This is a genomic window from Bacillus sp. TE9106W (assembly GCF_054062215.1).
Genome location: NZ_JBSSFA010000018.1, coordinates 1 through 25,126, shown reverse-complemented (window position 1 = coordinate 25,126; position 25,126 = coordinate 1). Strand labels below are relative to the sequence as shown.

General features: G+C 35.1%; 22 protein-coding genes and 1 other RNA gene. 19 read left to right on the top strand and 4 right to left on the bottom strand.

Going from position 1 to position 25,126, the window contains the following annotated elements; genetic code table 11:
• Window positions 1-18: 18 nt before the first annotated feature.
• From tpiA to eno, 3 genes are read left to right on the top strand one after another with little or no spacing between them, the layout of a single operon-like run.
• Window positions 19-774 carry a triose-phosphate isomerase gene (gene tpiA / locus ACVWY7_RS23945; RefSeq protein ID WP_001231039.1) on the top strand — a complete coding sequence of 252 codons (756 nt, stop codon included), beginning with the start codon at window positions 19-21 and terminating at the stop codon, window positions 772-774.
• Complete coding sequence (gene gpmI, locus ACVWY7_RS23940; RefSeq protein WP_001231152.1) at window positions 771-2,300, top strand: 2,3-bisphosphoglycerate-independent phosphoglycerate mutase; 1,530 nt, start codon at window positions 771-773, stop codon at window positions 2,298-2,300. The genes tpiA and gpmI overlap by 4 nt, the downstream gene beginning before the upstream one ends.
• A gap of 30 nt (window positions 2,301-2,330) precedes the next feature.
• Window positions 2,331-3,626, top strand: coding sequence for a phosphopyruvate hydratase (gene eno, locus ACVWY7_RS23935; protein ID WP_000103949.1), 1,296 nt, complete (start codon window positions 2,331-2,333; stop codon window positions 3,624-3,626).
• Between the two features lie 50 nt (window positions 3,627-3,676).
• Here the strand turns inward: eno and ACVWY7_RS23930 are convergent, their stop codons facing one another.
• Window positions 3,677-4,627, bottom strand: coding sequence for a nucleoside hydrolase (locus ACVWY7_RS23930; protein ID WP_072192597.1), 951 nt, complete (start codon window positions 4,625-4,627; stop codon window positions 3,677-3,679).
• A gap of 275 nt (window positions 4,628-4,902) precedes the next feature.
• On the opposite strand from ACVWY7_RS23930, the gene ACVWY7_RS23925 reads away from it, so the two are divergent.
• The 15 genes from ACVWY7_RS23925 to ACVWY7_RS23855 all read left to right on the top strand — a co-directional run bounded on the left by ACVWY7_RS23925 (window position 4,903) and on the right by ACVWY7_RS23855 (window position 20,230).
• Entirely contained in the window at window positions 4,903-5,271 is a 369-nt protein-coding gene (locus ACVWY7_RS23925; protein ID WP_000673222.1) for a CidA/LrgA family holin-like protein, read from the top strand.
• On the top strand, window positions 5,268-5,960 hold the full coding sequence (locus ACVWY7_RS23920; RefSeq protein ID WP_000078306.1) for an LrgB family protein: 693 nt from the start codon (window positions 5,268-5,270) through the stop codon (window positions 5,958-5,960). Before ACVWY7_RS23925 ends, ACVWY7_RS23920 begins: the two co-directional genes overlap by 4 nt.
• 94 nt (window positions 5,961-6,054) lie before the next feature.
• Complete coding sequence (secG, locus tag ACVWY7_RS23915; RefSeq protein WP_000557262.1) at window positions 6,055-6,288, top strand: preprotein translocase subunit SecG; 234 nt, start codon at window positions 6,055-6,057, stop codon at window positions 6,286-6,288.
• 161 nt (window positions 6,289-6,449) lie between these two features.
• Entirely contained in the window at window positions 6,450-7,190 is a 741-nt protein-coding gene (estA, locus tag ACVWY7_RS23910; protein WP_168392677.1) for a carboxylesterase, read from the top strand.
• A gap of 142 nt (window positions 7,191-7,332) precedes the next feature.
• Window positions 7,333-9,765, top strand: a complete 2,433-nt coding sequence (rnr, locus tag ACVWY7_RS23905) for a ribonuclease R (RefSeq protein ID WP_456524005.1) — start codon at window positions 7,333-7,335, stop codon at window positions 9,763-9,765.
• Between the two features lie 337 nt (window positions 9,766-10,102).
• Window positions 10,103-11,221 carry an RNA-guided endonuclease InsQ/TnpB family protein gene (locus ACVWY7_RS23900; protein WP_000978849.1) on the top strand — a complete coding sequence of 373 codons (1,119 nt, stop codon included), beginning with the start codon at window positions 10,103-10,105 and terminating at the stop codon, window positions 11,219-11,221.
• A 163-nt stretch (window positions 11,222-11,384) separates the two neighbouring features.
• Window positions 11,385-11,852 carry an SsrA-binding protein gene (gene smpB, locus ACVWY7_RS23895; protein ID WP_001123905.1) on the top strand — a complete coding sequence of 156 codons (468 nt, stop codon included), beginning with the start codon at window positions 11,385-11,387 and terminating at the stop codon, window positions 11,850-11,852.
• 126 nt (window positions 11,853-11,978) lie between these two features.
• Window positions 11,979-12,333, top strand: a transfer-messenger RNA (tmRNA) gene (gene ssrA / locus ACVWY7_RS23890).
• A 493-nt stretch (window positions 12,334-12,826) separates the two neighbouring features.
• Entirely contained in the window at window positions 12,827-13,195 is a 369-nt protein-coding gene (locus tag ACVWY7_RS23885; protein WP_000871792.1) for a YxeA family protein, read from the top strand.
• A 143-nt stretch (window positions 13,196-13,338) separates the two neighbouring features.
• Window positions 13,339-14,382 (top strand): DUF418 domain-containing protein, encoded by a 1,044-nt coding sequence (locus tag ACVWY7_RS23880; protein ID WP_001098402.1) that lies wholly within the window; start codon window positions 13,339-13,341, stop codon window positions 14,380-14,382.
• A gap of 281 nt (window positions 14,383-14,663) precedes the next feature.
• Window positions 14,664-15,899 carry a cytochrome P450 family protein gene (locus ACVWY7_RS23875; protein WP_144507534.1) on the top strand — a complete coding sequence of 412 codons (1,236 nt, stop codon included), beginning with the start codon at window positions 14,664-14,666 and terminating at the stop codon, window positions 15,897-15,899.
• Between the two features lie 133 nt (window positions 15,900-16,032).
• Entirely contained in the window at window positions 16,033-16,794 is a 762-nt protein-coding gene (locus tag ACVWY7_RS23870) for an ABC transporter ATP-binding protein (RefSeq protein WP_144507536.1), read from the top strand.
• 16 nt (window positions 16,795-16,810) lie between these two features.
• Window positions 16,811-18,694: an FtsX-like permease family protein gene (locus ACVWY7_RS23865; RefSeq protein ID WP_144507538.1), complete on the top strand. Its 1,884-nt coding sequence runs from the start codon at window positions 16,811-16,813 to the stop codon at window positions 18,692-18,694.
• Window positions 18,695-18,792: 98 nt separating this feature from the next.
• The gene (locus ACVWY7_RS23860; RefSeq protein WP_000501572.1) at window positions 18,793-19,929 is read left to right on the top strand and encodes a VanZ family protein; all 1,137 of its coding nucleotides are present in this window, start codon (window positions 18,793-18,795) and stop codon (window positions 19,927-19,929) included.
• Between the two features lie 112 nt (window positions 19,930-20,041).
• Window positions 20,042-20,230 (top strand): hypothetical protein, encoded by a 189-nt coding sequence (locus tag ACVWY7_RS23855; protein WP_000609243.1) that lies wholly within the window; start codon window positions 20,042-20,044, stop codon window positions 20,228-20,230.
• A 257-nt stretch (window positions 20,231-20,487) separates the two neighbouring features.
• Here the strand turns inward: ACVWY7_RS23855 and ACVWY7_RS23850 are convergent, their stop codons facing one another.
• The 3 genes from ACVWY7_RS23850 to ACVWY7_RS23840 form a co-directional block, all read right to left on the bottom strand.
• Window positions 20,488-20,805, bottom strand: a complete 318-nt coding sequence (locus ACVWY7_RS23850) for a DUF4870 domain-containing protein (protein WP_001014118.1) — start codon at window positions 20,803-20,805, stop codon at window positions 20,488-20,490.
• A gap of 227 nt (window positions 20,806-21,032) precedes the next feature.
• The gene (locus ACVWY7_RS23845) at window positions 21,033-21,227 is read right to left on the bottom strand and encodes a hypothetical protein (protein WP_151301983.1); all 195 of its coding nucleotides are present in this window, start codon (window positions 21,225-21,227) and stop codon (window positions 21,033-21,035) included.
• 91 nt (window positions 21,228-21,318) lie between these two features.
• Entirely contained in the window at window positions 21,319-21,912 is a 594-nt protein-coding gene (locus ACVWY7_RS23840) for a TetR/AcrR family transcriptional regulator (protein ID WP_000169662.1), read from the bottom strand.
• Window positions 21,913-22,595: 683 nt separating this feature from the next.
• Here ACVWY7_RS23840 and ACVWY7_RS23835 point away from each other — a divergent pair.
• Window positions 22,596-25,126: MucBP domain-containing protein (locus ACVWY7_RS23835; RefSeq protein WP_456524004.1), on the top strand; the 2,531-nt coding region annotated here is incomplete at its 3' end.

Here is a 25,126-nt window from a genome sequence, read left to right as displayed (position 1 = left end):
AAAAGGACGGTGCAAAGCATGCGTAAACCAATTATCGCAGGTAACTGGAAAATGAATAAAACTCTATCTGAAGCAGTTAGCTTCGTAGAGGAAGTTAAAGGTCAAATCCCAGCAGCTTCAGCTGTTGATGCAGTAGTTTGCTCTCCAGCTCTATTCTTAGAGCGCCTTGTAGCAGCGACTGAAGGAACTGATTTACAAGTAGGTGCACAAAACATGCACTTCGAAAAAAATGGTGCATTCACTGGCGAAATTAGCCCAGTAGCACTTAGCGACTTAAAAGTAGGCTACGTAGTACTTGGCCACTCTGAGCGTCGTGAAATGTTTGCTGAAACAGATGAGTCAGTAAACAAAAAGACTATTGCAGCATTTGAACATGGTTTAACACCAATCGTATGTTGTGGTGAGACTTTAGAAGAGCGCGAAAGCGGAAAAACATTTGATCTAGTAGCAGGTCAAGTGACAAAAGCACTTGCAGGTTTAACAGAAGAGCAAGTTAAAGCAACTGTTATCGCTTATGAGCCAATCTGGGCTATCGGTACAGGTAAATCTTCTTCTTCTGCAGATGCAAACGAAGTATGTGCGCACATCCGTAAAGTTGTTGCAGAAGTTGTTTCTCCAGCGGCTGCAGAAGCTGTTCGTATTCAATACGGCGGTAGCGTAAAACCAGAAAACATTAAAGAGTACATGGCACAATCTGACATCGACGGCGCTTTAGTTGGCGGTGCTAGCTTAGAGCCTGCTTCGTTCTTAGGTCTTCTGGGGGCGGTAAAATGAGAAAGCCAACAGCTTTAATCATTCTTGACGGTTTCGGACTTCGTGAAGAAACTTACGGGAATGCTGTAGCACAAGCTAAGAAACCTAATTTTGATGGTTACTGGAACAAATTCCCTCACACAACGCTTACAGCTTGTGGCGAGGCAGTAGGTCTTCCAGAAGGTCAAATGGGTAACTCTGAGGTTGGTCACTTAAATATCGGTGCTGGCCGCATTGTATATCAAAGCTTAACACGCGTAAACGTTGCAATTCGTGAAGGTGAGTTCGATAAGAACGAAACGTTCCAAAGTGCAATTAAAAGCGTAAAAGAAAAAGGTACTGCACTTCATTTATTCGGTTTACTTTCTGACGGTGGTGTGCACAGTCACATGAACCACATGTTTGCTCTTCTTCGCTTAGCAGCTAAAGAAGGCGTTGAGAAAGTATACATTCATGCATTCTTAGATGGCCGCGATGTTGGACCAAAAACAGCACAAAGCTATATCGATGCAACAAATGAAGTAATTAAAGAAACAGGAGTAGGACAATTCGCGACTATCTCTGGTCGTTATTACTCGATGGACCGTGACAAGCGTTGGGATCGCGTAGAAAAATGTTACCGTGCTATGGTGAATGGTGAAGGCCCTACTTATAAATCAGCAGAAGAGTGTGTAGAAGACTCTTATGCAAATGGTATCTATGATGAATTCGTATTGCCGTCTGTAATTGTTAACGAAGATAACACGCCAGTTGCAACAATCAATGATGATGATGCAGTTATCTTCTATAACTTCCGTCCAGACCGTGCAATTCAAATTGCTCGTGTATTTACAAACGAAGACTTCCGTGAGTTCGATCGTGGTGAAAAAGTACCTCACATTCCAGAATTCGTATGTATGACACACTTTAGTGAAACAGTAGATGGTTACGTGGCATTCAAGCCAATGAACCTTGATAACACATTAGGTGAAGTTGTTGCGCAAGCGGGATTAAAGCAACTTCGCATCGCGGAAACGGAAAAGTATCCGCACGTTACATTCTTCTTTAGCGGTGGTCGTGAGGCTGAATTCCCAGGAGAAGAGCGTATCTTAATTAACTCACCGAAGGTTGCAACGTATGACTTGAAACCTGAAATGAGCATTTACGAAGTAACGGACGCTTTAGTAAATGAAATCGAAAATGATAAACATGATGTTATCATTCTTAACTTTGCGAACTGTGATATGGTTGGCCATTCTGGGATGATGGAACCAACAATTAAAGCAGTAGAAGCAACTGACGAATGTTTAGGAAAAGTTGTAGAAGCGATTCTTGCAAAAGATGGTGTAGCACTTATTACTGCTGACCATGGTAATGCTGACGAAGAATTAACTTCTGAAGGAGAGCCAATGACAGCTCATACAACTAACCCGGTTCCTTTCATCGTTACGAAGAACGACGTAGAATTACGTGAAGATGGTATCTTAGGTGATATCGCTCCAACAATGCTTACACTTCTTGGTGTTGAGCAACCGAAAGAAATGACAGGTAAAACAATTATTAAATAATTTGCTTATATAAAAAGGAGAGAATTTATTATGTCAACAATTATTGATGTTTATGCTCGCGAAGTCCTTGACTCTCGTGGTAACCCAACTGTAGAAGTAGAAGTTTACACAGAAAGCGGCGCTTTCGGACGCGCTATCGTACCAAGTGGTGCATCTACTGGTGAACACGAAGCAGTAGAATTACGTGACGGTGACAAATCTCGTTACCTAGGTAAAGGTGTTATGAACGCAGTAAACAACGTTAACGAAGCAATCGCTCCAGAAATCGTTGGTTTCGACGTAACTGACCAAGCTGGTATCGACCGTGCTATGATCGAATTAGATGGCACTCCAAACAAAGGTAAACTAGGTGCTAACGCTATCCTTGGTGTATCTATGGCAGTAGCTCACGCAGCAGCTGACTTCGTAGGTCTTCCATTATACCGTTACCTTGGTGGATTCAATGCAAAACAATTACCAACTCCAATGATGAACATCATCAACGGTGGTTCTCACGCTGATAACAACGTAGACTTCCAAGAGTTCATGATCTTACCAGTTGGTGCTCCAACATTCAAAGAATCAATCCGTATGGGTGCTGAAGTATTCCATGCACTTAAAGCTGTATTACATGACAAAGGTCTTAACACTGCAGTAGGTGACGAAGGTGGATTCGCTCCAAACCTTGGTTCTAACCGTGAAGCATTAGAAGTAATCATCGAAGCTATCGAAAAAGCTGGTTACAAAGCTGGCGAGAACGTATTCTTAGGAATGGACGTTGCTTCTTCTGAGTTCTACAACAAAGAAACTGGTAAATATGACCTTGCAGGCGAAGGCCGTACTGGCTTAACTTCTGCAGAAATGGTTGATTTCTACGAAGAGCTTTGCAAAGACTTCCCAATCATCTCTATCGAAGATGGTTTAGACGAAAACGACTGGGATGGTCACAAATTATTAACTGAGCGTATCGGTGATAAAGTACAATTAGTTGGTGACGATTTATTCGTAACTAACACTCAAAAACTTGCTGAAGGTATCGAAAAAGGTATCTCTAACTCAATCTTAATTAAAGTTAACCAAATCGGTACTTTAACTGAGACTTTCGAAGCTATCGAAATGGCTAAACGTGCTGGTTACACAGCAGTTGTATCTCACCGTTCTGGTGAAACTGAAGATGCTACAATCGCTGACATCGCAGTTGCAACTAACGCTGGCCAAATCAAAACTGGTTCTATGAGCCGTACTGACCGTATTGCTAAGTACAACCAATTATTACGCATCGAAGACGAACTAGGCGAAATCGCTGTTTACGATGGTATCAAATCTTTCTACAACATCAAACGATAATTGTAGAAAATAATGACAGACCGTGAGAAATCACGGTCTGTTTTTTTATGTTAAAATTGCTCACCCGTCATAAGTGACATGAAATGTTTAAAGAAACGGTTATAATCAAAATCAATTGCGATTTGATGACTCGGCCAATCCATAAATGGTTTAGGTTTTCCTAAGGAACGAAATTCTCCAATGCTTGCTCCTTGTGCATAAGATTCTGCCATGACAACGATAGGTGATTTGTGATACGTAAACATAGAGTTATCAAGTAAAGCGAGTATTGGCATTGTGTCATGGAAGGGGCTACCTTTTAAATCTGGCAGGGCATTTTTATAATATCCATAGTAATAATGATCGAATAACGGTTTGACGAGTGGGGCTTTTCCTTTTGCTTCAATGTACTCGGCCATTTCTGGTGTAATGACGGAGTATTGGGTAACGTTTAACGGGTATATGTACATGTTCGCTGCAGATTGAAGAACAATGTTAGCAGCAGTAGGATCGCCATAAAAGTTTGCTTCGGAAATAGGGGTAACGTTACCAGGGTGTAAAAAGGCACCGCCCATTACGTAGTAAGATTTAATTTGTTTCATTAACTGTTTGCACATAATAAACAAAATTGCTAGAGAGGTAAGTCTTCCTAAACTTACAATAATTAATTCATCTTTATACTGTTCAATAAGAGGGATCACTTCGAAGAAATTCTCCATTTCTCCGTCAGCCACATTCCCCTTTGGAATGATTGACCCAAGCCCTTGTTTTCCGTGTACATCTGTAAAAAAAGCAGGCGGGGCACCAGTAAGCGGACGCTCTGATCCGCCAAATATCTTAATATTTCTATTCCTTGTTTCGTTCGTAAGAAAATGAGCATTTTGTACGGCCATCTCTTTTGGAACATTGCCGTAATCAGCAACGATGCCGATGATTTCTATTTCATCGATAAAGAATGCTAAGAGGAGAGCCATCGTATCATCAATCCCAGGATCACAAAAAATAAGAACTTTTTTGGGCATATGTTCACCACCTATCTTCTTTATATATATGTAAGCTTAAGAATAAAAAGATTATTTTATTGAAATAACAACCTTTAAAATTCAGAAAATAAAAACTTCTTATATTAGGTCAAGGTTTTTGACTTAATTTTTATTTAGAAATGTAGTCATATCAAGGTTGTAAGCGGATAACATAGGCGTTTTTTGCTGTCAAGTTGATAAATTGCAGCTTTTTACAATTTATACTATGATAAAGATATTAACAGAAGATCGTATAAACAAGAGGGATGATGAACATGAAATTTACAAAAATTCTTGTCCAAATTGCTGCTCTTTACGTCTTTTATATGGTTGGAACGTGGGTACAAGAAATGCTAAATATTCCAATCCCAGGAAGTTTAATTGGAATGTTCCTCTTACTTGTTTTACTTAGCCTAAAAGTTCTTCCAGTGAAATGGTTCGATTTAGGAGCAGAAACACTCGTTGCTATTATGCCGTTTTTATTAATTCCGCCAACGCTTGGCCTAATGAATTACGGTGCTTTTTTTATGAGTAAAGGAATTTCTCTTTTCATTACAGTTGTAGCGAGTACATTTTTAATTATTATTGTCGCAGGACATACAGGACAATATCTTGCGAATAGAAAGGAAAGAGAGTCGCGATGAGTCAAATATTAATCGGAATTGGTTGGGTTCTTTTTACGGTGCTATTATATCAATTATCTAAAAAAATCTATAAATTATTTCCAACACCATTCACCATTCCAATGCTTGTAGCAACAGGATTAATGGCTTTTTTATTAATCGTGCTTGATATACCGTATCAACATTATATGGAAAGTGGCGGCGGCTGGATTGCAAAGCTGCTCGGACCCGGTGTTGTAGCATTTGCAATTCCTCTTTATAAACAACGTCACGTTCTGCAAAAGTATGTTGTACCGATTGCTGGTGGTGTACTAGTAGGTACAACAGTTGCCATCGCAAGTGACTTTGCTATTGCCTCACTTATGGGAACAGATAAAAGCTTAATTTTATCTTCTTTACCAAAATCGGTGACAATGCCAGTTGCGATGAGTGTTTCGGAGCAAGTTGGTGGTGTACCGTCATTAACAGCAGCTTTCGTTGTTATTGCAGGTATTACTGGAACGATTACAGGCCCGCTTTTATTAAAATGGAGCCGCGTTACAAACTCAGTTGGTAAAGGGATCGGATTTGGATGTGCTTCTCATATTATGGGCGTCATGAGAGCGATGAAAAATAATGAACATGAAGGTGTTATTGGATCGGTAACAATGACATTAACAGCCATTTTGACATGTTTGCTCGGGCCGTTATTTGCAATGATGTTCATGTAAGAGAAGAAAAGCGAGAGCGACTGTATAGCTCTCGCTTTTCTATAGAATTTATGCTACAGTTACAATAACTGAATTTTTGTAGGAGGTACGCCAAGTGCATACGTTATTATCCGTTTTACTTATTATTGTATCGATTTTAATGATTGTTATGGTACTTATGCAGTCTAGTAATAGCTCAGGCCTTTCAGGTGCAATTTCAGGCGGTGCAGAGCAATTATTTGGTAAGCAAAAAGCACGTGGAATTGAAGCGGTATTAAACCGTATTACAATTGTTTTAGCTGTATTGTTCTTCGCATTAACAATTGGTGTTACGTACTTAAACTTATAGAATGGAAAGAAGAAGCGTTAGTAAGATGTACTAATGGTTCTTCTTTTTTTGTTTTGCCATTTGAAAGATGTTTCTAATTAGATTATAGAAATACAAATATGGTACACTAGATATAGAAAGAATACGACTAGATTACAGAAGAGAAAGAGGAGAAGTACATGATGAAATTAGCATCTCCGAAACCATTTACATTTGAGGGTGGAGACCGCGCTGTTTTATTACTACATGGATTCACAGGAAACTCAGCTGATGTACGTATGTTAGGGCGTTTCTTAGAAAAGAAAGGCTACACTTGTCATGCGCCAATTTATAAAGGGCACGGTGTCCCACCAGAAGAGCTTGTTCATACAGGTCCTGAAGATTGGTGGCAAGACGTAACGGAGGCATATCAGCTTTTAAAAGATAAAGGTTTTGAGAAAATTGCTGTTGTTGGTTTATCTTTAGGCGGAGTATTTTCTTTAAAATTAGCGTATACAACACCGGTTTTAGGTGTAGTACCAATGTGTGCACCGATGTATATTAAGAGTGAAGAAACGATGTACCAAGGTATATTGGCATATGCCCGCGAATATAAAAAACGTGAGCAAAAATCACCAGAACAAATTGAACAAGAAATGTTGGAATTCCAAAAGACACCTATGAATACATTAAAAGCATTACAACAATTAATTGCTGACGTACGTAACAATGTGGATATGATTTATGCACCAACATTTGTTGTACAAGCACGTCATGACGAAATGATTAATACAGATAGTGCTAACATTATTTATAACGGTGTAGAATCTACGTTAAAAGACATTAAATGGTATGAAGACTCTACGCATGTCATTACACTTGATAAACAACGTGACGAGCTACATGAGGATGTATATAACTTCTTGGAGCAACTAGATTGGTAAGATCTAGTTGCCTCTTTTTTTCATAAGGAATTTTTTGTGAAAACTGTAAAAATCATAAGGGGAGTATTGAAGTTTCACTTTATACATCCCCTATCTTTCGGATACACTAAATAATATAAGGTTTTAAAGGAGGTATTTTTGCTTGGAAGAAATCATACAAGAACATATTGATAAGTTGTTATTATTTATGAGAGAAGAAGCGTATAAACCGCTAACGATACAAGAGTTAGAAGAGGCATTTGGGATTGAAGGTTCTGAAGGCTTTAAAGATTTTGTAAAGGCACTTGTAATGATGGAAGAGAAGGGACTTGTTATTCGTACTCGTAGCAACCGTTACGGTCTTCCGGAAAAGATGAATTTAGTACGTGGTAAGTTAATTGGACATGCACGTGGCTTTGCATTCGTTGTACCAGACGAGAAGAAAACAGGAGACGATGATCTTTTCATCCCGCCTACAGAATTAAACGGTGCACTTCATGGCGATACAGTATTAGCACGCCTTAGTTCCCAATCGAGCGGTTCGCGTCAAGAAGGTTCAATTGTACGCATTTTAGAACGCGGCACGAAAGAACTAGTTGGTACATATACAGAATCGAAAAACTTTGGATTTGTTATACCTGACAATAAGCGCTGGACGAGTGATATCTTTATCTTGAAAAGTGCATCGATGGGTGCTGTAGAAGGTCATAAAGTAGTTGTGAAAATTACGAGTTATCCAGAGAATCGTTTAAGTGCAGAAGGTGAAGTTATTCAAATTCTAGGTCATAAAAATGATCCAGGAGTAGATATTTTATCTGTTATTCATAAACATCATTTACCTTTAGCGTTCCCTGAAGAAGTGATGGAGCATGCAAACAGTGTACCAGAAACGATTTCAGAAGAAGATTTAAAAGATCGTCGTGACCTACGTGACCAAATGATCGTAACAATTGACGGTGCAGACGCGAAAGATTTAGATGACGCTGTCACAGTAACGAAGCTCGAGAACGGTAACTACAAGCTTGGCGTTCACATTGCGGATGTAAGTCATTACGTTCAAGAAGGTTCTCCAATTGATGTAGAAGCAGCGGAGAGAGCGACAAGTGTCTATCTTGTAGACCGTGTAATTCCGATGATTCCGCACCGTCTATCTAACGGTATTTGTTCATTAAATCCGAAAGTAGACCGCCTGACGTTATCTTGTGAAATGGAAATCAATAACTTAGGTGACGTTGTAAAACACGAGATTTTCCAAAGTGTAATTAAAACGACAGAGCGTATGACGTATGCTGACGTAAGAAGCATTTTAGAAGATGAGGACGAAGAATTAATTAAGCGCTATGAGCCGCTCGTACCGATGTTTAAAGAGATGGGGCAATTAGCACAAATTTTACGTGAAAAACGTATGCGCCGCGGTGCGATCGACTTTGACTTTAAAGAAGCGAAAGTATTAGTAGATGAAGAAGGAAAACCGACCGATGTTGTCATGCGTGATCGTTCTGTATCAGAAAAACTAATCGAAGAATTTATGCTTGTTGCGAACGAAACAGTAGCAGAGCACTTCCACTGGATGAACGTACCATTCATGTACCGTGTCCATGAAGATCCAAAAGAAGATAAGTTAGAGCGTTTCTTCGAGTTTGTAACGAACTTCGGATATGCGGTAAAAGGACGTGCGAATGAAGTACATCCTCGCGCGCTACAACAAATTCTTGAAATGGTGCAAGGGCAGCCTGAAGAAGTAGTCATTTCAACAGTAATGCTTCGTTCAATGAAGCAAGCGCGTTACGATGCGGATAGCTTAGGACATTTCGGTTTATCAACTGAGTTTTACACGCATTTCACATCGCCAATTCGTCGTTACCCAGATACGATCGTTCATAGATTAATTCGTGAATATATTATTAACGGTAAAGTCGACAATGAAACACAAGCAAAATGGCGTGAAAACTTACCTGAGATTGCAGAACACTCTTCTAATATGGAACGCCGTGCTGTTGAAGCAGAACGTGAAACAGACGAAATGAAAAAAGCAGAGTATATGGTTGATAAGATCGGCGAAGAGTATGACGGTATGATTAGCTCTGTAACAAACTTCGGTTTATTCGTAGAGCTTCCAAATACAATTGAAGGTCTTGTACACGTTAGCTACTTAACGGATGATTACTACCGTTATGACGAGCAGCATTTCGCAATGATTGGAGAACGTACAGGTAACGTATTCCGCATCGGTGACGAAATCACAATTCGCGTTATTAACGTAAACAAAGACGAGCGTGCAATCGACTTTGAAATCGTTGGCATGAAAGGTACGCCTCGTCGTAAGTTCAAAGACCGCCCAGTCGTTATCGAACAGCCAAGAACAGGCAGAAAGAAACGCGGTGGACGTAGCGAACGCAGTAATGAGCGCGGCGGAGAACGTGGCACAGGAAGAAAATTTGACCGTGGTGGCAAAGGAAAAGGAAGAGGAACAGCTTCCGCGTCCACATCAGCATCAGCTAGTCAGCCAGGGAAAAAAGATGGTAACGGCAAGAAGAAAAAAGCATTCTTCGAAAATGTACCAGGATTCAAGAAGAAAAAGAAAAAGCGTAAGTAAGAAAAGAATGGCTTCGCTTTGATGAAAAGCGAGGCTTTTTCTTTTTTTGTTGGTGGCTTGAGAGCGAGTCACTTTCGCTTTTTAGTAACATTTGTTAAAATAATAAAAATAGGGGAGGAACAGTAAGTATATATTTATAAAAATATATACTTAACAATGAAATATTTATAGATAAAAAACGATTGTCGGGAGAAAGTAGTTTCCTGGGATGAAAAATCTGAAACTATATTCAATTGGTGATTTTGCAAAAAAGACAGGTTGGACGGAGCAAACTAATTGCCATCTTTAAGGAAAAAGGAAAATAAAGCTAAGAAGATGGTTAAGGAGCTGCTGGAAAGTGATGCTTGCGAAGAAAGTGAGAATCAAGCCGAATAAAGAACAAGAATTTCAACTTTGGAAATCTGTTGGTACGGCAAGATGGGCTTATAATTGGGCACTGGCGAAGCAAGAAGAGAATCATAAGAATGGCGGAAAGTTCATATCAGACGGTTTTTTACGGAAAGAATTAACCGCATTAAAGCAGACTGAAGAATATGCGTGGTTGTATGATGTTTCGAATAATATAGCCAAACAAGCGATTAAAGATGCTTGTGAAGCTTATAAGCGATTTTTCAAGGGAGTGGTTGAGAAACCGCTATTCAAAAGCAAAAGGAAATCAAAACCCTCTTTCTACAACGATAACATCAAGTTAAAAGTAAAGGAAAAACAAGTTTTGATTGAGAAAGTTGGCTGGGTAAAAATATCCGAAAAGTTACCTTTAGGGGTTAAGTATTTTAATCCGCGAGTTAGCTTTGATGGTAAGTATTGGTATTTATCTGTCGGTATTGAACAGGTGGTTGAAAAAGAACAGCTAACGGATGTTTCGTTGGGAATAGATATTGGAATCAAAGAATTAGCATATTGTTCTGATGGCCAGAAAAAGAAAAATATCAACAAAACAAAGGTAGTAAGACAGGCAGAGAAACGCCTGCGGAGGTTGCAGCGTCAAGTTTCTCGTAAATATGAAATGAATAAGGAGGGAAACCGCTTTGTCAAAACGAGCAACATTATAAAAATCGAACAAAAGATACGACAACTACATAGAAGGTTATCAAACATCAGAAAGAATCATCTTCATCAATCAACGAACGAGATTGTGAAAACCAAGCCATTTCGTATTGTGATGGAGACGTTGCATATTCAAGGTTTGATGAAGAATAGACACGTAGCTAAAGCGATTGCGAAGCAGTGTTTGTATGAGTTCAAAAGACAAATGCAATACAAGTGTGAAAAATATGGTATTGAATTTGTAGAAGCTGATACATGGTATCCCTCTTCAAAAATGTGTTCGAATTGCGGAAGCATCAAAAAAGAACTAAAACTTTCTGACCGTATATACAAATGCACTTGTGGTCACGAAATGGATAGGGATTTAAATGCGGCTATCAATTTGTCACGCTATGAATTAGCAAGCTAACATCTAAAAAGTTACTGCTAATATGTAGGATTCGTTGTATCCGAATTTACGCCCTCGGAGTGTTAGATCAAACGAAAGTAGCTTCTGCGAAATCGGACACTTAGAACAGGGAAATAAACAAAAATTTATAGATTTTTATAAGTTTATGGCAACGGGACGTTATATGCCAAAAGGTTCAGGTAAGGTTATTGCACAAAATAAAAAAGCATTTCATGATTATTTCATCGAAGAAACATACGAAGCAGGGCTTGTCCTTCAAGGAACGGAAATTAAGTCGATTCGCGCTGGACGCGTGAACTTGAAAGATGCGTTTGCACGTGTACATAATGGTGAAGTATGGGTTCATAATATGCATATTAGTACGTACGAACAAGGAAATCGTTTCAACCACGATCCGCTTCGCACGAGAAAGTTACTTCTTCATAAAAAAGAAATTGAGAAGTTAGCGGGTGCTTCAAAAGAAACAGGATATGCACTAGTTCCAGTTAGAATCTATTTGAAAAATGGATTTGCGAAAATGGCACTTGGTTTAGCAAAAGGTAAGAAACAATACGATAAACGTCACGATTTAAAAGAGAAAGAAGCTAAACGTGAAATTGCACGCGCGTTCCGTGATCGCCAAAAGATGTAATACAGATATTTACATTTGTAAAATGGCGCGCGTATGTTATAATAACTTATGTAAGATTGTTGCACATTGAAAAACAGCTCTTAGTAGCTATCACGAAATTTTCTTCGTATGCTCCATTTTTATCATGGGGACGTTACGGATTCGACAGGGATAGTTCGAGCTTAGGTTGCGAGTCGAGGGGATCGGCCTCGTTAAAACGTCAAAGCCTATAATTGGCAAACAAAACAATCTTTCTTTAGCTGCTTAATTGCACTAAAGGTTCCTCCCTCCATCGTCCATGTGGTAGGGTAAGGGACTCAAACTAAGTGGACTACGCCGGAGTTCGCCGTCTGAGGACAAAGGAAGAGAACAATCAGACTAGCAACTTGGAAGCCTGTCGATAGGCCGAAGAGTTCGCGAAATGCAAATATATCGACTACACTCGTAGAAGCTTAAGTGCCGATATTTTTGGACGTGGGTTCGACTCCCACCGTCTCCACCAATACATATTTGGTGGTTTTTTATTTTGTTGTGATTTGAACCATAACTTTGCCCAAACGGCAAGGTTATGGTTCTTTTTGTTTGTGGCAAATTTATGGTTCCGAAAATAGAATATATCTAAATTTTTGTAATTTAGATTATAAATTGTTCTAAATGAAAGTATATGTTATATTTTTTAAGGAAAAATTATGCTTTATGGAATAGTGAGTAGTTAATTATTTAAAACTGTTCTCAGCTTTTTTTAAAAGGAAATAGAATATATTAGCGTTGAATAGTTAAAATTGGAGAACGGATACTTATATAATATAGGGGTATTTTTATATTTGATTTATAGGGTGTATATTCTTACTATTTATATATCTCCAGTAAGGTAATATTACAAAAGTGTAATTTTAGTGTAAGAAAACTTGATTGTACTCTCTTTCCATGTAAAGCATAATTAAGGTGAGGATTAACCTTAAAAATAAATAAGTAGAAAGGTGAGGAATTTTTGTATGAAATGGTTATGGAAAGTATTTCTACTATTAGCAGTGATTTTTGGAGGGGTATTTTACTATCTTACTTCGAGTAATGGATACTATGCAACAAAAGAATATTATGTAAAAGTAACAACAGATCCAAAAATAGAACAGGAAAAATTGAGTACTGGAGAAATCCACACTTATAATGTCTATGATGTGAAAGCGTATGATAAAGATGGAAAAGAAAGAGATCTTCGCATTTCTTCAAGGGACTTATTTGAAAAAAATCAATATTACACTATTGATTGGGAAGATAGACGTGGAGTTCTCATTAAGAAAGAGAAGATCGATAGAACTAAAATAGATAAAAGTGTAGCAAATAAATTGGATAGTGCATCATAATAAATATGAGTTCACTCGTATTTATATTTAGGGAAAGGCTTATAAGAATAAGTAAGGAGGATAGTATAGAAAAATATTAGAGATTTTTATACATCGAATCAGACCGGTCGGTTTGGTCTGATTCGGTTTTTTAGGAGGTTAATATGAATACAACTTTGTCTTCAAAAAATCGAATTGTATCATTGGATATTATTCGTGGCTTTGCATTATTAGGTATTTTATTTATTAATATACCGGCATACCAAGTGACGGTTGAAGGAATGGCAAGTAATACAAATTATAGTGCTATAGATGAAATGGTTGATGTCTTAATTTCTATATTCATTACTAAGAAATTCTTTTCTATTTTCTCATTTTTATTTGGAATAGGATTTTATATTTTCACTTCACGTGTTGAGGCACGTGGTGATAATCCTAGAAGAAGATTCACACGTCGTTTACTTTCATTATTATTTATTGGTATTTTGCATTTCTTTATCTTTTGGGGAACGATTTTGCCAGTTTATGCGCTTATTGGATTTTTACTCCTGCCATTTTACAATGCAAATCTTTCTACAATAAGTAAGTGGTTAGGTGGTATTTCATTTATTTATTTAGTAGCAATAATGGTACAATTTTTTATTCCTGAACAATCAATTGTGAAATCAATATCATCAGATTCCACTTTGATTTTTATTATGTTTTTAGCTGGCTTTGGAGTTGCAAAAGCAAAATGGATTGAAAATATAGGGGAGATAAAAGAACAAATTAAACGGATACAGCTTATAACACTTCCTTTATTTATTGGAGGTTCAGTTTGGATCTGGATTGCACCTCATTCTAATAATGAACAGTTAACACTAATTATCTCTTTAAGTAGTATTCCAACTGTTATATTTTACTTAAGTACAATGTTTTTACTACTAGAAAATAAAAAAGTTATCACCTTATTTAGCCCTGTGGCCTTTGTAGGAAGAATGGCTCTTACAAATTATGTGGCGCAAAGTTTGATTGCGACAGTTATTATGTCATTTATGAATATTGAGGCTGTAACACCTATACAAACAGTTTGGATAGCAATTCTCATATTTATAATCCAAGTTATTTATACTTCAATTTGGTTTAAATTCTTTAAAATGGGACCATTAGAAAAACTATGGCGTTTTATGACATATGGAAAGAGAAAAACACAACCAATTCAAGGATAAAAGTGATTTTATTTCGTAACATAAAGCACCTATAAATTTAAGGAGATTATGTCCTGATATAACAAAGAATCATTAAGTTAAGCTTGAGAGGGGAAAAGTATTAATTTAGATGAAAGTGCTATAGCTACCTTCACAACGGACAATAGCTGCAGTAGAGGGAAATAATTAGCTAAATACAACACTAATAAATTACTTTAAGTATTTAAAAATATAAAACTGTAGTGAAAAAATATATAAGTAAAATTTTAAAGTATAACAAAAAATATAAGTGAGGTAATAATATGTCGTTTAACAGACAAGTTGGTAGAGTAATTGAAGAGGGGATAAATCTATCTTCAGCTGAGTTTAAAGAGAATTCATATAAAATTTATAAAAACTCCCGCGAGTCACAGCCAGTTTTATTTGTTTATAAAGGGGAGTTAGGTACAGAATGGCTTATTACTAGATATGAAGATGCGAAACTATTGTTAAAAGATCAGCGATTAAAAAAAAATCCATCGAATGTATTTCCAAAAGGAAAGGAACCGAAACTTTTTACGGGTGCCAATATTGATGCTCTAACACCATTTATGTTTCAAACTGATGCACCCGATCATAATCGTTTAAGGTCATCAGCTCAAAAGCCATTTTCATTTAATAGGATTATACAACTAGAAGAGAAGATTAAGCAGATTGCGAATGATTTATTAGATGAAATTGAATTAAAAGGTACTTTGAATCTTATTGAGGACTACGCACGACCTTTACCGATTTTTGTAATTGGTGAAGTGTTGGGTGTTCCTAGAGAAGATAGAGAGAAATTTAGAGAATGGGCAGATCTAATATTAGAATCTCAAACCAGTGATACAAAGATTTTAAATAAGGAAAAAAAGTTATCTGAATTTATGACGTACCTTCAAAAATTGATTGAATTAAAAAGAATTCAACCTGAAAATGATTTAATAAGTCATTTAATGTCAAAGGAAAATGAAGAGAGAAAATTGAGTTCTCGAGAACTGTATTCTATGATCACTTTAGTCATGTTAGCTGGTTATAAGCCTACGGTACATTTAATTACAAATACAGTATTAGCACTATTAGAAAATCCAGAACAACTTGAAAAATTAATAACAAATCCGGATTTAATAGATTCTACAATTGAGGAAGGTCTACGTTATTATCCAGCAGCTGAGACTACGACGCCAAGGTGGGCGGTTGAGCCGTTTGAAATACATGGTCAAAAGATAAAAGTCGGAGACCAAATTACTATTTCTATCGCTTCTGCCAATCGGGATGAAACTGTTTTTGAAAACCCAGAAGTATTTGATATAACGAGAGAAAATAATAAACATATTAGTTTTGGTATGGGGAGTCATGCTTGTTTAGGGCCAATCCTGGCAAGATTAGAAGGGAAAATTGGAATTGCTATTTTATTAAATCGTATGCCTACAATAAAACTAAAGGGTAAGCGCGAAGATCTTAAATGGCAACCAAGTTATGCATTACGTTATTTAAAGGAATTACCTTTAACATATTAGGATTTAAATACTAAGATAAAAATGAGTTCATTAAGCAACATGAAATATCGATATAATTAAGGGGCATTCGTTCTTGAATGTTCTTTAACTTTCTTATTAACAATATGATAGCAATGAAAGTAGAGGGTTTAAAGTGAATAAAACAGTTGTAAAAGCGGAAAATGTAAAAAAAATATATGGTAAAAATGGGGAGAATCAATCCTATGCTTTAAAAGGTGTCTCATTTGCAATGAGAGAAGGAGAGTTTATTGGGATAATGGGACCATCTGGTTCTGGTAAAACGACATTACTAAATGTAATTTCTACATTAGATAAAGCGACAGGTGGAACAGTTGAAATTGCAGGTACGGATATTACAAAAATGAAACAAGGGGAGCTTTCGGATTTTCGTTCACAAAAATTAGGTTTTATTTTTCAAGATTTTAATTTGCTAGAGAACTTATCTATTTATGAAAACATTGCACTTCCCCTTTCTCTTCAAGGTGTATCATCACGGAATATTGGTCCAAAAGTAGAAAAAGTAGCAGAGATGTTAGGGATTTCAGCAATACTTCAAAAGTATCCATCTGAAGTATCTGGTGGACAAAAGCAGCGTTCAGCAGCAGCGCGTGCACTTGTACATGAACCAGCAATTATCCTAGGGGATGAGCCTACGGGAGCACTTGATTCAAAAAATGCAAAAAGTTTGCTTGAAGCTATGAAAAGCCTCAATGAAGAACAAGGAGTATCTATTATGATGGTTACTCATGATCCATATAGTGCGAGTTATTGTGAACGTATTTTGTTTATTAAAGATGGAGAGCTATATAAAGAACTAAAATGTACAAGTAATCGTGAAGTGTTTTATAAAGAAATTTTAGATGTCTTGGCAAACATAGATAGCCCAAAGGCATAAGAGAGGAGGTCTAGAAATGTTATTTAAATTATCTATTTCAGCTTTAAAAAGTAAGAGTAAAGATTATATTATTTTACTTTCAGGGCTAATTATAGCGATATCAATTTTTTATATGTTCCAAACATTAGGTGCGAATGAGGCATTCCTGAAAGGAAATACTGCAATCAGCTCAATACTTTTTATCTTTAAAGCTGGTTCATTTTTGGTTGGGATTGTGACATTTTTCTATATTTTATATGCCAATTCCTTTTTATTCTCTTTACGTCAAAGAGAATTTGGAATGTATATGATGTTAGGAGCAAAAAAAAGTAAGATTGCAACACTTATGTTTATGGAAACTGTTATTTTGGGAATTATATCTCTTATTATTGGGAGTATAATCGGAATAGGGGTTTCACAAATTACAGGGCAGTTGCTCATGACACAACTTGATTTTGACGCAGCTGGGTACCATGCATTTCATCTTCCAGCCTTAAAGGCAACTTACATTTTCTTTTTAATAGTATTCTTCTTAAATGCGATTATTAATACCATTAAATTATCAAGTATTTCTGTATTACAACTTGTACATGGAAATTCTAAAATAGATCGAGTCAATATAGGTGGTATAAAAACAATTTTAATCGCAGTATTTGCAATTGTTTTATTGGCAATTGGCTATGTCTCTATGATTTATATGAGTGAATTAAAAATTATTGGGATTATCCTGGCGCTAATTACTGTGACATTAGGTACGTACATGTTATTTGGCGCTTTTTTACCTCTTATTATGAAAAGAATAAAGAATAATAAAAAGCTTAATGAGAAAGGTATTAATGCATTTACGTTTGCTCAATTGAACTACCGTATTAATAATTTAACAAAAATTTTAGCTACAATTACAATGCTAGTTGCATTAGGTGCTGGAGCGATTTCTGGTGGAATGGCATTCAAGAACAATATACCATTCCAATTAGATAAATATAGCTATTATGATTTATCAATTCATAATCCAACTGTTGAAGAAAAAAATATATTAAAGGACATTACGTTTACTGAGAAAAAAGAATACCGTTATAAAGTGGATAATCAATTTGTATATTATGTAAAAGAAGATTTAGAAAAAAATCCTTTGTTAATAAAGGATGAGCAAAAAGATGATGAATTGATACGCATTTCGGAAGAACTCCCACTTAATTCGGTCTTGGGTGAAAATATAGAATATGGACCAAACATGATAGAAATCCCACAAAATTGGAAAGCGGTATTAGGTACAATTGTACCTGAATATGTATATTTAGATCTAAATCGTCCTATTAAAATTGTAGATAAAAAGATGTATGATGCTATTTTAGAAAAAGAAAATATAGCATTAGTTGGAAAATCAGATAATTACTTAAAATACGTAAAGGAATGGAAACAGCTTAATGAACTACAACTTATTAAATATGAGAAGTTAGTTAATGAACTAGAAGAGACAGTTGGTAATGGAAAGTCGTTAATGTTAGAATCAACGAAACATTATTATTACACGCTATACTCTGGATTTGTAAATGGTATCTTGTTTATGGCATTTTTCTTAGGGATAGCTTTCCTTACAATGATGGCAAGTTGTTTAATGTTTAAAATCTTATCGGGTGCTTCGAGTGATATTACACGATATCAAATGCTTCGTAAAATCGGAGTTCGACGTGAGGTATTAACTAAGTCTATTTATAAAGAATTATTTTTAGTTTTCTTATTCCCGGCAATTGTTGGGATTGTTCATGTACTTGTAGGTATGAATATTTTTGCAGATTTCTTAGTAAATCCATACTTAAATATTTGGATTCCAATTTCTGTTTTTATAATAATTTATGGAGTTTACTATTTCATTACCGTTCAAATGTATAAACGAATTGTATTGCCAAAAGAAAGTTAAAAATTTTTATGTGAAATTATTCTAAAAGGTGATAAAAGATCACCTTTTAGAATGATTAATAAGGATGTATGAAAAGTTATCTTTTGGAGGTTAAAAGTATGGGGGCTTATTTATTCCCAATTAAAACAGCGATGATCACATTTCCAATTGCTGGATTTATTTTACTGGTTCCATTTTTAATCTGGCAATATCGGAAGTATGGGTATATTAACTATTTACGTATGGTGGTTTTATATTCTTTATTACTATTTGCAATGACGGCCTATTATTTAATTATTTTACCTTTTCCAAAGACCTTTGATACGTGTAGCTTGCAACGTCCAGGAACACAACACTATCAATTAATGCCGTTTACATCAATTCTGGATATTGCAAGAGAGACGAATGTAAATATTAAGAATCCTATGTCATATATTTGGATTTTGAAAGAAAGAGCATTTTTACAAGTTGCATTTAATTTTCTTTTATTACTACCGTTAGGTGTGTATTTACGTTATTATTTCCGTCGTAATTTAGTGCAAACAGTCAGTATTACATTTTTTGTTTCTTTATTCTTTGAAGTCACACAATTAACAGGATTATATGGAGTTTATAATTGTCCATATCGTTTATTTGATGTTGATGATTTATTTTTAAATACACTTGGAGGATTTATAGGGTATAAGATTGCACCTATATTCACGTATTTCTTACCAGATGTAAAAGATCTGGATGAAAAAGTAAATCTACAAAATAAACCTGTGCGTATGACACGCCGTTTTCTGGCTCTTTGGATTGATTGGATAATTCTTGGTATCCTGTCTTCTATTCTATTTGGTGTTAAAATTTCTATGACAACTATATTCCATCCTGTGGAAAATTTAGACGAACTATTCTATATGGTGATTTTAACCTTTATATATTTCATTGTTATTCCTTATTTTACAAATGGAAGAACTATAGGGAAATGGATTCTCCACATTAAGATACAAGGATTGAATGATCATATTAATTTTAGAGAATTATTGAAACGATATGGTTTACTATACTATTGTATTGGTGGCATAAATTATATTCTGTTAGCTGCCGAAAGCTTAAATGAACAATTTTCTATAATTTTCATCTTGATTTTCTGTATTTTTAATGGATTAATCTTCTTACATTTTGTACTTCTTATATTTAAACGAGACAAACGTTTGTTTTATGAGAAAATGAGTAAAACCCATAACATAATAACTTTTAAGAAGAATAAGTAATAGACAGTCTTTAGAAGGGTTAAATATAAATGTTTAGTATGTAATGAAGAGAGAAAATTACAGTAGCAAATGTGTTATATAAAATTAATATAAAAGAGGAGTAATTCTTTAAATGATTAACCTGTCTGTAATTTTATCAATAACTGGTATTGTTATAATGTCTTTAGCACGAATTAATTTTAAAATAAGGGCGATTGCTAATAAACCTGCTTGGGGCGGATTAACTCTTCCTTTAGTTCTAATTGGGATTATTTTATTTTTTGTTGGTATGATTTTTGCTTTTATAACTCATTCACTATAAGAAGAGAATATGGGCAAGACGAGAATCTTAATGATTCTCGTCTTTTTGCAATTCTCTAATTAAAAAAGATAAAGTGAAAGTCATGTATGAAATACATGTAAGTAAAACTAGAAAGAATATATCGCAACCGTTCCATTCTTTTTTCAGCTGAATGTGCTTTGTTTTTTTTTAGTGAGTATGGTGAATCCTAATTTATCAAAAAGCCAACCTTCTTAACAGAAAGTTGGCTTTTAATATGTTGAAGTTTTGTTACATTACTATGATTTTATTACTTTTATTCCTTTTATTATATTCCAAATAAAGTAATAAATATCAATGATGAAACATATTACAACTACTATAATAGCTGCGATATAAAATGTTCCATCTGGTTCTACAGACCCCATATTTATAAGGAATAATATTCCTGTACCAATAATAGCTGCGATTGTTGGTATAATATGTGTCCATAAAGCACGCTTTGCATGATTTTTAGTTTCATCATTTCCTAATAACCAAATGATGACTGGGAATAAGATTGGTGCAAATAAAACACTCCAATAACTAAAAGCAGATAAGAGCTTATTTCCATTCATTAAATTCACCTCGCAAAAAAATTATATCAATAAAATATTATATCTCTTTTAAAAGGGAAATTAAAGGTATTTGTCTAAAGTTAATATAGAGAATTTGGGCATAGTTAAATAAGTATTTAAAATCTATATACATAAGAGATAGCATTTTCTCATTAATAAATAAAAGATCTATTAATAATTTAGAGTCAAAGAAGGCGTAATTTTATTGAATTAGATCCATGTTCTTGTTAATGAATTAGAAAAATCCGTAACCCAAAAGTTATTTTCTCAGCTTCTTTATATGTTTCCAACATTATTTCTTCTCCGTTGTCTCCATATGCAATTAATTCTTCATCATGAATTGCATATCTGATGTAATCATTAACGAAAAAACGATAAAAAAGGTCAGCACTATATTTAGAGCCGACCTTTACCATTATCACTTAGTTATTTGTAGAAACTCAAAAAAGTTGGTTCGTTTCTATTTTGTGAATTTTACCATTTGTTTTGGAGATTGAATGATTTTAATTCAAATTATTTTTCAGAATATGAATTAAGATGATGTCTTATTTGTTCTATAAAATAATGATGGTGTATATTATTATTTGCTACTCGACTGGCCATAATAGCTCCCTCCATAGAAGAAGCAAGAAAAGAAGCAAGTGACATAATATCTATATCATCCTTAAGTTCTCTTTTTTCAATACCTTCTTTAATAAGAGACTCCATCAGTACTACTGTATTATCATATCCTTTTGCAGCTGCAGCATGTAACTCAGGGAAGACATTTGTACTTTCAATTGCAACATTAAGTAAAGGACAACCACCAGCTATTGGAGGGTTGTTGGCGGCATCTTGGTATACAAGAAAAATAGCGATGATTTTATCGATAACGTTCTCTTTCTTTTCTATAGCTTCATAAAAATGTTTCCATATGATTTCTCCGCCTTTATGAAAGGCAGCTAATGCAATTTCTTCTTTACTTTTAAATCGGCGATAAATTGCACCTTTAGGTAGAGAAGCGGCATCCATAATATCTTGAATTGATGTGCGGGAAATCCCTTGTGTATTAAATAAATATAAAGATGTTTCAATTATTTTTTCTTTTACCTTATCAACTTTAGTCATAATTTATATCCCTCTCGAATTGAAAATTCAGAATCATTAACCTTTGAATCCTGAATTTTTTCTATACTTATAATAGAAGTTTTTTGTATCACTTGTTACCAAATATTTTTATTTTAAAATGATAAATATATAGTAAATCATGAGTTTCTTTCTTTTCTCATGATACAAAATTTGAATGATACTTACATATTATTATTATATACGTGGTTGTTAAAAGCAAGTGCTAAAATTACCGGTATATTCGTTTTTTATCGGGTATTAGTATACACTTTAAATGTTACGTATTTTGATTGCAATTGCATTACTTTTATAATTTAATAAAAAAGTGTTTAGAAACAGAAGGAATTATTGTATGATAATAATCGAACCAGACCGACCGGTTTAGTCATATAAGATTAGAAAGGATCAGCATTTGTTAATAAAGGAAGACATTTTTAGTTTGATATTCTAATAAGGTTACCAATACTAAATGTAAATATTAGAATATACAACAGTAAAGGGAGTAGGGTATGAAAAAAAATCTAACAATATTTATGACACTGTGTTTGTTAATTCAGTTGGCGTTTCCCGGATTTAATGTTTTTGCTGAATCCGTAGAGGGAATAGACCATACACTAAAAACTAATGAAACAGAGAATATGTGTTACAGAGAGCATGAGGGACACTTAAAATTTCAATGGCCATTGCATAAAAAGAAAATAGATTTCGTAATTGTGCAGGATGCGAGTGGAAGTTTTAAAGATTCTATAGGTAGTGTTAAAAATGCATTAAAACAAACTGTGGGACAGTTAGATCCTAAATATGATCGGGTACTGGTTACTAGCTACCAAGATTATAAAGGATATAAGGCAATGAATGGTAGTATCTTAAATAATAACGGTTCTGGCGTGAAAACAAATTTACACTCTGGTTTGAATAGTGGTTTAGAATCAGCAAAGCAAGGAATTGATAAAATCACGCCTTTTAGTGGTACGCCAACGGCAAGTGGTCTTCAATTTGCATTACAACAATATGAGCAGGAAAAAGGGGCAAATGACCCAAATCGAGAAACGATCTTTTTACTTGTAACGGATGGGGTAGCTAATGTTCAATTAGATGGATATATTTACAAGACATCTAATAGGGTAAGTGATTGGACAGGAAGAGCTTATTCAGGAGAGTATCATCAGGATTATAAAGGAGCAATGAATGAAGTTACGAGTATAGCTAATGACATAAAAGGAAAAGGTTATAAACTAGTAACAGCCTTTTGGGAAAATAAAGAAGCATTATCAGCACCAAATAATTATTATGACAAGTATGAAAGTGAAGTCGGACCAGTATCACGACAAGCGCTTCAAAGTATGGCTACGAAGCCAGATTGGTTTGTTTTATCAAATAACATTGATGAATTTTCTAAAAGTTTAATTCAAACAGTAAGTTCAGTTGCAAAAATTGAAAAAGATAAAATGGTTTTAGATTTTAATGGTGATTTAGATGTTAAGGATATTCGTGTCGAAGGCCCAAATGGTTTTAGCACAAACCCGGTTATAAAAAATAATCAGTTGATTTGGGATTTAGAGAGACAACCAGAGGGTGAATACACTCTTATTTATAAGGGGAAAGAAACAAAGCCTGATGTGAATGGATCTGATATCATTGGAGGATACCTCATTTCCAGTGATAAGAAGTTTGAAATTCCAATTATAAAAGTAGCACCTAATCCGAACGCAATAAACTGTATACCAGGTAAGGTTCAGGCTGAAAAACTAGTAGATAAAAATCTAGTAAAAGTAGGAGACAGTGTAACATATACAATTACTGCGAAGAATGTATTAGAAAAAACAACTGCAAAAGATGTTGTGATAGAAGATGCATTGCCAGAAGGTCTAGAATTAGATGCATCAAGTATTTTGTTGGATGGCAAGAAGGTAGAAGCTGAAGTAAAAGGAAATAGTTTAAAAGTATTAGTGCCACAGATTAGAGGTGTAGGGGAAGCGAAAGTAACCTTTACAGCAAAAGTAACAAAAGAGGAAGCCGGAACAATTGAAAACATGGCAATTGTTTTGGATCCAAATGATCCAGAGAATCCTCATAAGCCTAAAGTATCAATTGAAGTAGAACCGAAAAAAGAGGGAAACGTTGTAACGAAGTACGTAGATAAAGAAGGAAACGAGTTAGTTCCAGGAACAAGTACAACGGATCAAGTAGGAAAAGACTACAAAACAGAGTCAAAAGAGATTCCGGGCTATAAGTTAGTAGAAAAACCGAAAAACGCCGAAGGTAAATATGAAGAAGGAACGAAGGAAGTAATCTACGTATATGAAAAAGTAGAAGGAAACGTCGTAACGAAGTACGTGGATAAGGATGGAAACGAGTTAGTTCCAGGAACAAGTACAACGGATCAAGTAGGAAAAGACTACAAAACAGAGTCAAAAGAAATTCCGGGTTATAAGTTAGTAGAAAAACCGAAAAACGCTGAAGGTAAATATGAAGAAGGAACGAAGGAAGTAATCTACGTATATGAAAAAGTAGAAGGAAACGTCGTAACGAAGTACGTGGATAAGGATGGAAATGAGTTAGTTCCGGGAACGAGTACAACGGATCAAGTAGGAAAAGACTACAAAACAGAAGCGAAAGAAATTCCAGGATATAAATTAGTAGAAAAACCGAAAAATGCTGAAGGAAAGTATGAAGAAGGAACGAAGGAAGTAATCTACGTATACGAAAAAGTAGAAGGAAATGTCGTAACGAAGTACGTGGATAAGGATGGAAATGAGTTAGTTCCGGGAACAAGTACAACGGATCAAGTAGGAAAAGACTACAAAACAGAGTCAAAAGAAATTCCGGGTTATAAGTTAGTAGAAAAACCGAAAAACGCTGAAGGTAAATATGAAGAAGGAACGAAGGAAGTAATCTACGTATATGAAAAAGTAGAAGGAAACGTCGTAACGAAGTACGTGGATAAGGATGGAAATGAGTTAGTTCCGGGAACAAGTACAACGGATCAAGTAGGAAAAGACTACAAAACAGAAGCGAAAGAAATTCCAGGATATAAATTAGTAGAAAAACCGAAAAATGCTGAAGGAAAGTATGAAGAAGGAACGAAGGAAGTAATCTACGTATACGAAAAAGTAGAAGGAAATGTCGTAACGAAGTACGTGGATAAGGATGGAAATGAGTTAGTTCCGGGAACAAGTACAACGGATCAAGTAGGAAAAGACTACAAAACAGA

Coding starts and splice junctions, on each gene's coding strand:
- estA (WP_168392677.1), top strand. CDS start 6,450: ATGAAATTAGCATCTCCGAAACCATTTACATTTGAGGGTGGAGACCGC.
- ACVWY7_RS23930 (WP_072192597.1), bottom strand. CDS start 4,627: ATGCCCAAAAAAGTTCTTATTTTTTGTGATCCTGGGATTGATGATACG.
- ACVWY7_RS23860 (WP_000501572.1), top strand. CDS start 18,793: ATGGGGGCTTATTTATTCCCAATTAAAACAGCGATGATCACATTTCCA.
- ACVWY7_RS23850 (WP_001014118.1), bottom strand. CDS start 20,805: ATGAATGGAAATAAGCTCTTATCTGCTTTTAGTTATTGGAGTGTTTTA.
- tpiA (WP_001231039.1), top strand. CDS start 19: ATGCGTAAACCAATTATCGCAGGTAACTGGAAAATGAATAAAACTCTA.
- ACVWY7_RS23925 (WP_000673222.1), top strand. CDS start 4,903: ATGAAATTTACAAAAATTCTTGTCCAAATTGCTGCTCTTTACGTCTTT.
- gpmI (WP_001231152.1), top strand. CDS start 771: ATGAGAAAGCCAACAGCTTTAATCATTCTTGACGGTTTCGGACTTCGT.
- smpB (WP_001123905.1), top strand. CDS start 11,385: ATGCCAAAAGGTTCAGGTAAGGTTATTGCACAAAATAAAAAAGCATTT.
- ACVWY7_RS23875 (WP_144507534.1), top strand. CDS start 14,664: ATGTCGTTTAACAGACAAGTTGGTAGAGTAATTGAAGAGGGGATAAAT.
- ACVWY7_RS23880 (WP_001098402.1), top strand. CDS start 13,339: ATGAATACAACTTTGTCTTCAAAAAATCGAATTGTATCATTGGATATT.
- eno (WP_000103949.1), top strand. CDS start 2,331: ATGTCAACAATTATTGATGTTTATGCTCGCGAAGTCCTTGACTCTCGT.
- ACVWY7_RS23920 (WP_000078306.1), top strand. CDS start 5,268: ATGAGTCAAATATTAATCGGAATTGGTTGGGTTCTTTTTACGGTGCTA.
- ACVWY7_RS23840 (WP_000169662.1), bottom strand. CDS start 21,912: ATGACTAAAGTTGATAAGGTAAAAGAAAAAATAATTGAAACATCTTTA.
- ACVWY7_RS23885 (WP_000871792.1), top strand. CDS start 12,827: ATGAAATGGTTATGGAAAGTATTTCTACTATTAGCAGTGATTTTTGGA.
- ACVWY7_RS23855 (WP_000609243.1), top strand. CDS start 20,042: ATGATTAACCTGTCTGTAATTTTATCAATAACTGGTATTGTTATAATG.
- ACVWY7_RS23865 (WP_144507538.1), top strand. CDS start 16,811: ATGTTATTTAAATTATCTATTTCAGCTTTAAAAAGTAAGAGTAAAGAT.